Raw genomic sequence first — 12,081 nt, forward strand, 5'->3', positions numbered from 1 at the left:
TGTCGGGGAGCCCGAAAACGCGAAGGGCGCCCGCTGCCCCGTGCAGCGGACGCCCCTCTCGCAGGCGCTTGCAGGATTTAGCGACCGTTGCGGCAATCCCCGCCATCGATCGCGCGGCCGGCCAGCGCACCGGCGCCCGCGCCGATGATCGTGCCGGTGCCGCTGCGGCGATAGGAACTGCCGCGGCCGATCTCGCCGCCCAGCAGGCCACCCGCGATCGCACCCAGGATGGTGCCGGCGGTGCCGTCGCTGCAGCGCTGGCGATAGTTGCGATCGCGATAGGCATAGCGCGGACGATAGTCCCGATAGTCCCGGACCTCGCGATAGTCGCGATACTCACGGTAATCGCCGCGGTAGTCGCGATCGTAGCGGCTGTATCCGTCGCGATAGCCATAGTCCTGCGCGGCCGCCGGGGTCGCAGCGATCGAACCGGTCATCAGCGTGGCGGCCATGGTGGCGCCGATCAGAAACTTCTTCATGTCTTCGTCTCCTCGCGGGGCACTGGTGCCGCCGTCTGAACCCTGATTCGCACAAATCGACTGTTCCCAGCCTGAATGCGCTGGTTAGCTGGCGTTCAGGGTCGTTCCGCCCCCGCCCGACCGGAACCATGACGGCTGGGAAACGTTGCGGATCGGAATGGAGGAAACCGTCCGATGTATGATTTCGGCATCCGCCGCGCGTTGACCGGCTACCGCCCCCACGAGACCAACCCCTGCCCGGGCTGCGGGCAGTCGCACTGGATGGTGGGTCGCCTGACCGCCGAATGTGCCTTTTGTGGCACCGCCCTCCCGCTGCATCGCGGCAACGTCGGCGGCAGCGCGCTGCACGCCCGCCCCGCTCGCCCGCCCCTGGCGGCCTGAGCGATGACCAGTATCGCCTCCACTTCGCCGATCGAGCGGATCGCGCGCGTGATCGCCGCCGAGATGCTGAGCCCCAATGCCGAGGGCGCCGGCGAACTCGGCCGCCCGGTGAGCGAGATCGTCGACACGATCTGGCCCCGCGAAACCGATCGGGCGCTCGCGGTGCTGCGCACGTTGCGCGAACCCACCGCCGAGATGATCGCTGCCGGCCGCGCCGCCGGCGACGATCCGGCGCGCATCTGGAGCGCAATGGTCAACGCCGCGATCGCGGGGGCTGCTGCCCTCGCCGACTAAGCCGGGTTTGTCGCGGGCATTTTGTTCGCTATGCGCATTGCCATGCACAATGCACCGCTGACGCTCTACAACTCGCTGTCCCGTTCGCTCGAGCTCTTCCAGCCGCTCGATCCTGACAAGGGCGTGCGCGTCTATTCGTGCGGCCCGACCGTCTATAATTACGCCCATCTCGGAAACTTGCGCGCCTATGTGTTCACCGACACGCTGAGCCGGGTGCTGCGCTGGAAGGGCTATCCGCTCACCCACATCATCAACATCACCGATGTCGGCCATCTCACCTCCGACGCCGATGCCGGCGACGACAAGATGGAAGCCGCCGCCCGCGCCCAGGCGAAGAGCATCTGGGACATCGCCGCGCACTATACGGCAGCCTTCAAGCAGAACATCGCCGACCTCAACATCACCGAGCCGAGCAAATGGTCGGTGGCGACCGATCACATCCAGCAGATGATCGCGTTCGCCGAGAAGATCGCGCCACAGCATTGCTATGAGCTCGAATCGGGCCTGTATTTCGACGTTTCGACGGTGCCCGATTATGGTCGCCTCGCAGGCGCTGCCGATGATGCGGCGGAAGGGCGGATCGACCCGGTCGACGGCAAGCGCCACCCGCAGGATTTCGCCATCTGGCGCAAGTCGCCGCCGGGCGAGCAGCGCCAGATGGAATGGGATTCGCCCTGGGGCAAAGGCGCACCGGGCTGGCATCTCGAATGCTCGGTGATGAGCATCCAATATCTCGGCGCCCCCTTCGACATCCATACCGGCGGCATCGACCATCGCGAAATCCACCATCCGAACGAGATCGCGCAGAACCAGGCCTATTGCGGCTGCGGCGACACCGGCGCCAAGTTCTGGATGCACAATAATTTCCTCGTCGATCGACAGGGCAAGATGTCCAAGTCCAAGGGCGGGTTCACGACGCTGCAATCGCTGATCGACGCGGGTGTTCATCCCCTCGCCTATCGGCTGCTGTGCCTCCAGGCGCAGTATCGCAGCGAACTGGAATTCTCGGCCGAGAACCTCGCCGCGGCGCTTACCCGGCTCAAGCGTCTCGTGATGACGGTCACCACGCTGCGCGCCCGCGCCGAGGGCGAGGGCACTGCGCCGGCAGCATGGCTGGAAAAGCTCGATGCAGCAGTGTCGGACGACCTCAACACGCCCAAGGCGCTGCCCGTGCTCGACGAGATGCTGGCCGACAAGAGGACCTCGCCCGCGGATCGGATCGCGGCACTCGCAGAGTTCGACAAGGTGCTGGGCCTTCGTCTCTGCGCGCTTACCCGCGAGGAGCTGCGCCTGCGCCCCAAGGCCGCGACGATCAGCGCGGAGACGATCTCCGACCTGCTCGTCGAGCGCAAGGAAGCGCGGGTCGTGAAGGACTTCCAGCGTTCCGATCGGATTCGCGACGACCTGGCGGCAGCAGGCGTCGAGGTGATGGACGGTGACCCGCTGGGCTGGGACTGGAAGCCCGGGCTGTAACCTAAAGCTCCTCCCCGTACCGGGGAGGAATTTGCTTGCCATCCCACGCCAACCTCCCCCACAAAACGCGACGATTTTTGGGGGGATGCATGCGCGGGCAGGTATTGGGTGTCGATCGGTCGAGCGGCGAAGGCCAGATTTCGGGCGAGGACGGCAGCCGCTATGTCTTCACCCAGGAAGACTGGAGCGACAGCCGTCACCCCGCGGTCGGCGCCAGGGTGGATTTCGATGTCGACGGCAAGCGCGCCCGCCGCATCTTCCGCCTGCTCGACGGCAGCGTGGAGGCGGCGCCGGCAAGTGAGCCGCGCAACAAGATCCTCGCCGTGGTGCTGGCGCTCTTCCTCGGCCCGCTCGGCATCCATCGCTTCTATCTGGGACGCACCGGCTCGGGCGTGGTGATGCTGCTGCTCAGCCTCACCATCGTCGGCCTGCTGGTCACCGGCATCTGGTCGTTTGTCGACGCGGTGCGCTATCTGCTCATGAGCGACGCCGAGTTCGCTGCGCGGTACCCCCGGCGCTGATCAGGCACCGAGGAACGCCGGCACGAGCGACCACACGGCGTCGAGTTGCTCGCGGGTGATACTGTATGGCGGCATCACATAGACCGTGTTGCCCAGCGGTCGCAGCAGCACGCCGCGCTCGCGTGCAAACGCCATGAGCGCGGGGGCGATGGCGGAGAGATAGCCATTCTCCGGCTGCTCGATCTCCAGGGCGGCGATGGTGCCCATACGGCGGAAATTGGCGAGACCGGGCACGGCTGCCAGTCCGTCCAGCGCGGCCTGCTGCCATGCGCCCAGCTGCGCGATGCGCTCCAATACCGGCTCGTCCCGCCAGATGGCGAGGTTCTCGACCGCCGCCGCGCAGGCGATCGGGTTGGCGGTATAGCTGGAGGAATGGAAGAACATGCGCGCGCGATCCTCGGACCAGTGCGCCGCGAAGATCGGCGCCGTCGCCAGCGTCACCGCCAGCGGGATCGCACCGCCGGTGATGCCCTTCGACAGGCACAGGATGTCCGGCACCACGCCGGCCTGTTCGCAGGCGGTCAGCGTGCCGGTGCGGCCCCAGCCGGTCATCACCTCGTCGGCGATGAACAACACGGCATGTCGGGCGCAGATCGCCGCCATCTCCGCGAGGATCGCAGGGCTGTAGAACAGCATGCCGCCCGCCCCCAGCACCAGCGGCTCGACGATGAACGCGGCGGCACCGGCGCGGCATTCGGCCTCCAGCGCATCGAGCGCCGCCTGCTCGGCGCCCGCCCCGGGATAGGGGATGGTACCGACATCGAAGAGCAGCGGCTGATAGGGCCGGTTGAACACCCCGCGCGCGCCGACCGACATGCCGCCGATCGTGTCGCCATGATAGCTGTGCTCAAGGACGAGGATGCGGTGCCGGTCCTCGCCGCGATTGTGCCAGAAGCCGAGCGCCATCTTGAGCGCGACTTCCACCGCAGTCGAACCGCTGTCGCTGAAGAACACATGCTCGAGCGCGTCCGGCAGGATGGCGCGCAGGCCGGCGGCGAGTGCCTCGGCGGGCTCGTGGGTCCAGCCCGCGAAAATGATCTGGTCGAGCCTGCTCGCCTGCGCGGCGATCGCCGCCATGATGCGCGGATTGCAATGGCCGTGCGTCGTCACCCACCAGGACGAGATCGCGTCGATGAAACTGCGGCCGTCGGCGGTATGGATCAACGCGTCCTTGGCGTGGCTGACCATCGGGATCGGCTCGCCCAGGCCGTGCTGGGTGAACGGGTGCCAGACCGATGACATCAGGCGAAGTCCGCCGGATCGAAGGCCTCGGCGAAGGCGCTCGCCAACGCCGCGGGCGTGAGATCGGGCAGCATCGGCAGGCGGCCGAGCCGCTTCACCCTGCCGATCGCGGCAATCGTCGCCTCGCTGTCCTCTACCGCGTCGCCGACAAAGGCGATGCCGTGGATCGGCACGCCCCGCGCGCGCAGCGCCTCGATCGAGAGAAGACTGTGGTTGATCGTACCCAGCGCCGTGCGCGCGACCAGCACCACCGGCTTGCCCCAGCGCGCGAACATGTCCGCATAGAGGAGTTCGCGGGCCACCGGCACCAGCGCGCCGCCCGCGCCCTCCACCACCAGCGGCCCGTCGACAAGCGGCAGCGCGAGGCGGTCCGGATCGATGGTCACGCCGTCGATCTCGGCCGCGAGGTGCGGCGAGCAGGGCGTGACGAGACGATAGGCCTCGGGAAGGATGTGATCGGCCGGCAACCCAGAGAGCGCTGCGGTACGCTCGCTGTCGCTGCCGTCATCGAGGCCGCTCTGGATCGGCTTCCAGTAGCGCGCGCCGAGCGCGCCGGCGAGGCCTGCGGCAAACACGGTCTTGCCGATGCCGGTGTCGGTTCCGGTCACAATGAAGGTCTGGGTCATGCTGCAACGACTTCGTCTGGAGGAAGGAGGGAGGCCAGCCGCTCTGCCAGCGCGGCGATCTGGCTCGACGACACGTTGTTGGTGATCGAGATGCGCAGGCGCGACGTGCCGGCGGGCACGGTCGGCGGGCGGATGCCCCGCACGTCGAAGCCGCTATCCTGCAGCGCCCCTGCCACCGCCATGGTCCGCACGTCGTCGCGCAGGATCAGCGGCAGGATCTGGGTTTCACCTGCCCGTACGCCGAGCGGTGCCAGCATCGCGCGGGCCGCAGCGACACGGTCCGCCAGCGCGGCCCGCAGCGCACCGCCTTCGGCGACAATCCGCAGCGCCGCGCGCACGGCGGCGGCCATCAGCGGCGACGGCGCGGTCGAGAAGATGAAGGCGCGACCGCGATTGACGAGAAAGTCGCGGACGATGGCGGGGCCGGTGACCAGCGCCCCCTCGCACCCGAGCGCCTTGCCGCAGGTGTGCAGCGTGATCAGATTGTCCGTCGGCAGGCCATGGGCCAGCCCCTGCCCCTGCGGACCATAGACGCCGGTCGCGTGCGCCTCGTCGACCAGCAGGATCGCATTCTCGCGGTCGGCGAGCCCGGAAAGCGCGGCCAGCGGCGCGATATCGCCGTCCATGCTGTACAGGCTCTCCACGGCGATCCACACGCGCCCTGCCCCGCCTTCGCCTCGCCACGCGGCAATCGCCTCGGCAAAGGCCGCGACGTCGTTGTGCGCCGCCTGCCGCGTCTCCGCCCGGCCGAGCCGCATCCCCTCATGCGCGCTGGCATGAACAAGCGCATCGAACAGCACGAGATCGCCGCGCTGCGGCAAGGTCGCGAGCACCGCGGCATTGGCGGCATAGCCGCTCGAAAAATACAATGCCGACTCGCGCTCGAAAAAGGCCGCTGCTTCGGCTTCCAGCGCCGCATGCTCCGGGTGATTGCCGCGGAGCAGCCGAGAACCACCCGAGCCGATGGGCACGCCGCGCTGCAACGCATCGGCCACTGCCGCGCGCAGCGCCGGGGAATCGGCCAGGCCGAGATAGTCGTTGGAAGCGAAGTCCGCGCCCGCGCGAGCGCTCAGCGACCGGCGGCGGCCCCGCGCCGTCAGCCCGGCAAGGTCGCGAGCCTGTGCGTCGAATAGGTCCATTGCGCGGCGGCTACACCCGGCGCCATCCCGACGCAATTGCAGCCACATTCGATTACCCTGATCGGGTAATTTTCCCTTGCACGCTATTACCCTTGCCGGGTAAGAGCCGGCGATGACGACGTTAGCCGGTTCCAAGATCCGCCAGTATCGCGAAGAACGCACCCTCAGCCGCGCGGCGTTCGGTGCCTGGTTCGACACGCCGGGCTCCACCGTGCAGGGCTGGGAGACCGACGGCAAGCGCGCCAATACCAAGGTGATGAACCAGATTGCGGCGATGGGAATCGCCGAGCATGCGGACTGGCACGTCGCCGTCCGCGACGTGGAGAGTGCAATGGCAAGCTGGACCCCCGATAGCTGGACGCGCGCCGAAGCGCGCCAGATGCCACAATATCCGGACAAGGGCGCACTGGACGCCGCCACCCGGCAGCTGAGCAGCTATCCGCCGCTGGTCTTCGCCGGAGAAGCGCGCGAGCTCACCACCGAGCTGGGCAAGGTCGCGCGCGGCGAGGCCTTCCTGCTCCAGGGCGGCGACTGCGCGGAGAGCTTCGCCGAGTTCCATCCGAACAACATCCGCGACACCTTCCGCGTGATCCTGCAGATGGCGGTGGTCCTCACCTTCGCCTCGAAGCTGCCGACGGTGAAGCTCGGACGGATGGCCGGCCAGTTCGCCAAGCCGCGCTCGGCCGATACCGAGGTGATCGACGGTGTCGAGCTGCCCAGCTACCGCGGCGATAACGTCAACGACATCGCCTTCACGCCGGAAGCGCGGATCCCCGATCCGCAGCGGATGGTGCAGGGCTACAGCCAGTCGGCGGCGACGCTCAATCTGCTGCGCGCTTTTGCCAATGGCGGCTATGCCAATCTGCACCAGGTGCACAAGTGGACGCTCGACTTCATGGGCAAGAGCCCCTGGTCGGCCAAGTTCGCCGATGTCGCCGACCGGATCGGCGAGGCGCTCGACTTCATGGAGGCGTGCGGGATCAACCCCGATACCGTGCCGCAACTGAAGGGCACCGACTTCTACACCAGCCACGAGGCGCTTCTGCTCCCCTATGAGCAGGCGCTGACCCGGCAGGACAGCCTGACCGGCGACTGGTACGATACCTCGGCGCACTTCCTGTGGATCGGCGATCGCACCCGCTTCGAAGGCTCGGCGCATGTCGAGTTCCTGCGCGGCATCGGCAATCCGATCGGGATGAAGTGCGGGCCGAGCCTCGAGCCCGACGCGCTGCTGCGGCTGCTCGACACGCTCAACCCGGGCCGCGTGCCGGGACGGATGACGCTGATCACGCGCTATGGCCATGACAAGATCGAGGCGGGCCTGCCCAAGCTGGTCCGCGCGGTGAAGCGCGAGGGCCATCCGGTGGTGTGGAGCTGCGATCCGATGCACGGCAACGTCGTCAAGGCCGCGAACGGCTACAAGACGCGGCCGTTCGACCGGATCCTTGCCGAGGTGCGCGGCTTCTTCGCCGTCCACCGCGCCGAGGGCACCTTCGCCGGCGGCATCCATGCCGAGATGACCGGTCAGAATGTGACCGAGTGCACCGGCGGCGCGATCGCGATCACCGAGCAGGGCCTGGCCGATCGCTACCACACGCATTGCGACCCGCGGCTCAACGCGGGTCAGAGCCTGGAGCTGGCCTTCCTGCTCGCCGAGATGCTCAACGACGAAATGGCGGAGCGTCGCAAGGCCGCCGCCTGATGCCCGGCGGCGCGTTGCTCAGCGGAGCAGCGCGCCCGCCAGCGCCCACAGGCCATAGCCGAGCACGAACACCAGCATCCAGGCGATCACCGCGCTGCCGGTGATGATCGCAAGACGGGTGCGGACCGAGAATTTCTCCTCGCGCGCGCGATCCCAGCCCTCGACCACCGGGGGCTGCGGCGTGGGCAGCGGGGTCTTGGGAAAGGCGATCGGCGTCGCGACCGGTCCGGCCACGGCGGTCGTCAGGTCGGCATCGGTCAGCGGCGTGACGAATTCGCAGCCATAGATGCCGGCGGCACCCCACACCACTTTCGCCTCGCGGGTGCCGATCCCGGCGATGCCGAGCGCGATCGTGTCACCCACCGCCAGCTTGGCACCGGACACGACGCGGAAGCCGCCATGCGACAGATCCTCGATCGCGACGTCGACCGGCGCCCAGGCCGAGTCGCGCAGCGTCGCTTCCAGTTCCACAGGGTGGCGCTCCGCCCAGCGGGCGTCCTGATACAGCCGTGCCGCAATGCCCATGATGCGCTCCAGTGACGTGCGTTGAGCCCTGCTCTGCACCAAAGGGAGTTGCGAGGGAGTAAATGCAGCGACGCTTTCGACAAAATGAAGGCCGAGATCGCAGCGTTGCGACCTCCGGCGACAATTTCGCCGGCAAAGGCAAAGAAGCGACATGCATCTGCAACATGGCGGGTGCAGATCCCTTCCTGTCGACGCGTTTCGTTCCCCCTCGCGTCGACTCTCCCCGAACTAAACGGGGCAGTCCTGCGGGGCTGCCCCGGCCTTTTTCGGGGCTCAGGCGTAGAGGTCGACCACCTCCGCCCCTTCGCCCTCTGCCTCCAGCAGCAGCGTGCGATGGCAATGGCACGGATCCCGTTCGTAGCACAGCAGCGCACTCGGCTTCTCGGCCGCGAGGGCCCGCATCTGCACGGCCTGCGCCTGCGCCTCGGGCAGTCCCAGCTGGACGTCATAGACCTCGCGGAGCGTCGCCACATCGCCCTTCTTTGCCGCATCCCGCCCGCGTTTCGGCGTGCCGAGCTGCTTGAGATGAACATAGTCGATCCCCGCCTCACGCAGGCTGGCCGCGAGGCTCGCCTTGGAGAATCCCGGCCGCCGCGAGAGCGGCAGCGCGCGCACGTCGATCACCCGCTGCACGCCGGCCCGGGCGAGCGCAGCGAGGAACTCGGCCATGGTGGTGGCTTCATAGCCAATCGTGAAGATTTTCATCGGGGCGCCTCCTCGGGGCAAAATGCACGGCAACCCGACTTCGCTGCAACGGCCTTTCCGGCATTGACGCCACTCGTAATAGCAGTTATTTCTGAAATTACAGAAATTGAGGAAGCAGCGTGATCAGCGACCATCCCGACGCCAAGGCCTTCATCCTCCACTGGGGGGAAATGGGGACGCATTGGGGGGTCAACCGCTCGGTCGCGCAGATCCATGCGCTGCTCTACCTTTCCGCTGCGCCGCTGCCGGCCGAGGACATTGCCGAGGCGCTCGGTCTTGCCCGTTCGAATATCTCGACCGCGCTCAAGGAACTCATGGCCTATGCCATCGTCCGCCGCGTCCATATCGACGGTGACCGGCGCGACCATTTCGTTGCCGAGACCGATCTGTGGGAACTGCTGCTGCGCATCTCCGCCGAGCGCAAGCGCCGCGAGATCGACCCGACGCTCGCGCTGCTCGCGGAACTCTCCGAGCGGCTCGCCGGCGATCCGGCGGCGCCCAAGCAGCTGCGGGAACGAATCACCCGGATGCACGAGTTCATCAGCACGCTGAGCGGCTGGTACGAACAGGTGCGCCAGCTGCCCAAGCCTACCCTGGTCACGCTGATGAAGCTGGGCGGCAAGATCGCGCGCTTCGTCGGGCCGCGCGGCAAGGCGCCGGAGAGCTGATGGCACGCGAGCTTCGCCCTTTTTTTGCCGGTTGATTTCTGTTTTTTCAGAAGAAGGAGAATGACAATGGTTGAGATCGCCTATGCGTTGTACCTCGTCATCAGTCTCGCGATCACCATCTGGGTCGCGCGAACCCTGTCTTCGAACGGCGTCGTGTTTCTCGTCCGATGCTTCGGGCACGACGAGACGCTCGCGCGCTCGACCAATCATCTGCTGGTGGTCGGCTTCTACCTGATCAATATCGGCTTCATCACGCTCACCCTCAGCCTCGGCAGCGAGCCCACCACCCCCACCGAAGCGATACGGTTCCTCAGCAGCAAGGTCGGGCTGGCCGTGCTGGTGCTGGGCATGATGCACTTCTTCAACATGGGAGCCATCGCCCATTTCGGCCGCACCGTGGAAGGCTGGTTCGAACAGCGCCGTGCCCTTGCAAGCGCGGAGGCCTGACATGGTCCGTACCCATCCTGGCTGCCGCTCCGATTGGAGCGGCAGAGCCGTGTTCGCCCCCGCCCTTTGCGCCGGCGGTCTGTTCTGCGGGTCCATCTTGCTGGCGATCCAGCAATGCGGTCCGGCGTCTGCCTTTCCGGTTGAGGGCTCGCCGGCGACCGTGTTCCAGCTGCTGGCAAGCGCGGCCGTGATCCTGCCCTTCGTGTCGATCGTCGGGATGATCCTCAGCGCGCTGCCCATCCTTGTCGGCGTGACGGCCCTTGCCACGATCGGACGGTGGAACATCGGCACGCGGCATCACGCATTCTGGGCGCTGACCGGCGGGGCAGCCCCCGCGGCGGTGGCATCTGCCACGGGTTCCAGCCTCGCCGAACCGGCTGCCTTTGCGTTCATCCTGACGGGAGCGGCTTGCGCCGCCATCGCACGGCGCTATGTGCGCTGGTCCCCCATCGAAGAGTAGACACACGCCCATGCCCGGCCACGACATCCATATCATCGGCGGCGGCCTCGCCGGATCGGAAGCGGCCTGGCAGCTTGCCCAGGCCGGGCACAAGGTCCGCCTGTCGGAGATGCGCGGCTCGGGCGAGATGACCCCGGCGCACCAGAGCGACCGCCTCGCCGAGCTGGTCTGCTCGAACAGCTTCCGCTCGGATGATGCCGACAGCAACGCCGTCGGGCTGCTCCATCAGGAAATGCGCGCGCTCGGCTCGCTGATCCTCACCCAGGGCGACATCCACAAGGTGCCCGCGGGCTCGGCGCTGGCGGTGGATCGGGACGGCTTCGCCGACGGCGTGACCGCGGCGCTGGAGCAGCATCCGAACATCACCATCGTCCGCGAGCGGGTCGACACGCTGCCCGCCGAAGGCCGCACCATCATCGCCACCGGCCCGCTGACCGCGCCGATGCTGGCGGAGAGCATCGGCCGCGCGACCGGCAAGGACAGCCTCGCCTTTTTCGACGCGATCGCCCCGATCGTCCACCGCGAGTCGATCGACATGGAGACCGCCTGGTTCCAGAGCCGGTGGAACAAGGGATCGGGCAAGGATTACATCAACTGCCCGATGTCCAAGGAGCAGTATCTGGAATTCCACGCCGCGCTGATGGCCGGCGAGAAGACCGAGTTCCGCGAGTGGGAGAACGTCCCCTATTTCGAAGGCTGCATGCCGATCGAGGTGATGGCGGAGCGCGGCGTCGATACGCTGCGCTACGGGCCCATGAAGGGCGTGGGCCTCGACGATCCGCGCACCGGGCGCTGGCCCTATGCGGTGGTGCAGCTGCGGCAGGACAATGCCAGCGGGACCTTGTGGAACATGGTCGGCTTCCAGACCAAGCTCAAATATGCCGAGCAGGTCCGGCTGTTCCGCACCATTCCGGGGCTGGAAAATGCCGAGTTCGCGCGCCTCGGCGGCCTGCATCGCAACACGTTCCTGCGCTCGCCCGAGCTGCTCGACGGCACGCTGCGGCTGAAGAGCGCGCCCAATATCCGCTTTGCCGGGCAGATCACCGGCTGCGAGGGCTATGTCGAGAGCGCCGCGATCGGGATGCTCGCCGGGCGTTTCGCCGCAGCGGAGATTGCCGGCACCGACCTGGCCCCGCCGCCGCGCGAAACGGCGCTCGGTGCCCTCCTCTCGCACATCACCGGCGAGGCGGAAATCGAGACCTACCAGCCGATGAACGTCAATTTCGGGCTGTTCCCGCCGATCGAGGGCCGGACCAAGAAGGCCGATCGCAAGCGCATGTACACCGATCGCGCGCGGGCGGCGCTGAAGGACTGGCTGGCGGCCTAGGCTCCCCGATCCGTCACCCTCACCCGCCCCCTTGGAAAGGAGAGGGCATTCGACGCTGGTTCCCCCTCCCTTTCCAAGGGAAAGCGAGGGAG

The 12,081-nt window shown here is 67.4% G+C and carries 15 protein-coding genes; 9 read left to right on the top strand and 6 right to left on the bottom strand.

Annotated features, from left to right (window positions below; translation table 11 throughout):
* Positions 1-77: 77 nt before the first annotated feature.
* Positions 78-479 (bottom strand): glycine zipper 2TM domain-containing protein, encoded by a 402-nt coding sequence (locus tag OIM94_RS03760; protein ID WP_264608778.1) that lies wholly within the window; start codon positions 477-479, stop codon positions 78-80.
* 174 nt (positions 480-653) lie between these two features.
* On the opposite strand from OIM94_RS03760, the gene OIM94_RS03765 reads away from it, so the two are divergent.
* The 4 genes from OIM94_RS03765 to OIM94_RS03780 all read left to right on the top strand — a co-directional run bounded on the left by OIM94_RS03765 (position 654) and on the right by OIM94_RS03780 (position 3,148).
* On the top strand, positions 654-860 hold the full coding sequence (locus OIM94_RS03765; protein ID WP_264608779.1) for a hypothetical protein: 207 nt from the start codon (positions 654-656) through the stop codon (positions 858-860).
* Positions 861-863: 3 nt separating this feature from the next.
* Positions 864-1,154: a hypothetical protein gene (locus OIM94_RS03770; protein WP_264608780.1), complete on the top strand. Its 291-nt coding sequence runs from the start codon at positions 864-866 to the stop codon at positions 1,152-1,154.
* Positions 1,155-1,196: 42 nt separating this feature from the next.
* Complete coding sequence (cysS, locus tag OIM94_RS03775; protein WP_264608781.1) at positions 1,197-2,627, top strand: cysteine--tRNA ligase; 1,431 nt, start codon at positions 1,197-1,199, stop codon at positions 2,625-2,627.
* Positions 2,628-2,716: 89 nt separating this feature from the next.
* On the top strand, positions 2,717-3,148 hold the full coding sequence (locus tag OIM94_RS03780; protein ID WP_264608782.1) for a TM2 domain-containing protein: 432 nt from the start codon (positions 2,717-2,719) through the stop codon (positions 3,146-3,148).
* Here the strand turns inward: OIM94_RS03780 and OIM94_RS03785 are convergent, their stop codons facing one another.
* From OIM94_RS03785 to OIM94_RS03795, 3 genes are read right to left on the bottom strand one after another with little or no spacing between them, the layout of a single operon-like run.
* Positions 3,149-4,390: an adenosylmethionine--8-amino-7-oxononanoate transaminase gene (locus tag OIM94_RS03785; RefSeq protein ID WP_264608783.1), complete on the bottom strand. Its 1,242-nt coding sequence runs from the start codon at positions 4,388-4,390 to the stop codon at positions 3,149-3,151.
* Complete coding sequence (bioD, locus tag OIM94_RS03790) at positions 4,390-5,016, bottom strand: dethiobiotin synthase (protein WP_264608784.1); 627 nt, start codon at positions 5,014-5,016, stop codon at positions 4,390-4,392. The genes OIM94_RS03785 and bioD overlap by 1 nt, the downstream gene beginning before the upstream one ends.
* Complete coding sequence (locus OIM94_RS03795; RefSeq protein ID WP_264608785.1) at positions 5,013-6,155, bottom strand: 8-amino-7-oxononanoate synthase; 1,143 nt, start codon at positions 6,153-6,155, stop codon at positions 5,013-5,015. The genes bioD and OIM94_RS03795 overlap by 4 nt, the downstream gene beginning before the upstream one ends.
* Positions 6,156-6,486: 331 nt before the next feature.
* Here OIM94_RS03795 and OIM94_RS03800 point away from each other — a divergent pair, with 331 nt between their 5' ends.
* Positions 6,487-7,857, top strand: a complete 1,371-nt coding sequence (locus OIM94_RS03800; protein ID WP_264609824.1) for a class II 3-deoxy-7-phosphoheptulonate synthase — start codon at positions 6,487-6,489, stop codon at positions 7,855-7,857.
* Between the two features lie 18 nt (positions 7,858-7,875).
* On the opposite strand, the gene OIM94_RS03805 is transcribed toward OIM94_RS03800, so the two are convergent.
* Positions 7,876-8,382, bottom strand: a complete 507-nt coding sequence (locus OIM94_RS03805; RefSeq protein ID WP_264608786.1) for a PilZ domain-containing protein — start codon at positions 8,380-8,382, stop codon at positions 7,876-7,878.
* Positions 8,383-8,655: 273 nt separating this feature from the next.
* Positions 8,656-9,087 carry a DUF488 family protein gene (locus OIM94_RS03810; RefSeq protein ID WP_264608787.1) on the bottom strand — a complete coding sequence of 144 codons (432 nt, stop codon included), beginning with the start codon at positions 9,085-9,087 and terminating at the stop codon, positions 8,656-8,658.
* Positions 9,088-9,206: 119 nt separating this feature from the next.
* Here OIM94_RS03810 and OIM94_RS03815 point away from each other — a divergent pair, with 119 nt between their 5' ends.
* From OIM94_RS03815 to trmFO, 4 genes are all read left to right on the top strand, one after another.
* On the top strand, positions 9,207-9,755 hold the full coding sequence (locus tag OIM94_RS03815) for a GbsR/MarR family transcriptional regulator (protein ID WP_413716376.1): 549 nt from the start codon (positions 9,207-9,209) through the stop codon (positions 9,753-9,755).
* Positions 9,756-9,821: 66 nt separating this feature from the next.
* Positions 9,822-10,202, top strand: a complete 381-nt coding sequence (locus tag OIM94_RS03820; RefSeq protein ID WP_264608788.1) for a hypothetical protein — start codon at positions 9,822-9,824, stop codon at positions 10,200-10,202.
* Positions 10,203-10,251: 49 nt separating this feature from the next.
* On the top strand, positions 10,252-10,662 hold the full coding sequence (locus tag OIM94_RS03825) for a hypothetical protein (RefSeq protein ID WP_264608789.1): 411 nt from the start codon (positions 10,252-10,254) through the stop codon (positions 10,660-10,662).
* Between the two features lie 10 nt (positions 10,663-10,672).
* Positions 10,673-11,989 (top strand): methylenetetrahydrofolate--tRNA-(uracil(54)-C(5))-methyltransferase (FADH(2)-oxidizing) TrmFO, encoded by a 1,317-nt coding sequence (gene trmFO / locus OIM94_RS03830; RefSeq protein WP_264608790.1) that lies wholly within the window; start codon positions 10,673-10,675, stop codon positions 11,987-11,989.
* The last annotated feature ends 92 nt before the right edge of the window (positions 11,990-12,081 follow it).

The sequence above is a fragment of the Sphingomonas sp. R1 genome, assembly GCF_025960285.1.
Taxonomy (GTDB): domain Bacteria; phylum Pseudomonadota; class Alphaproteobacteria; order Sphingomonadales; family Sphingomonadaceae; genus Sphingomonas.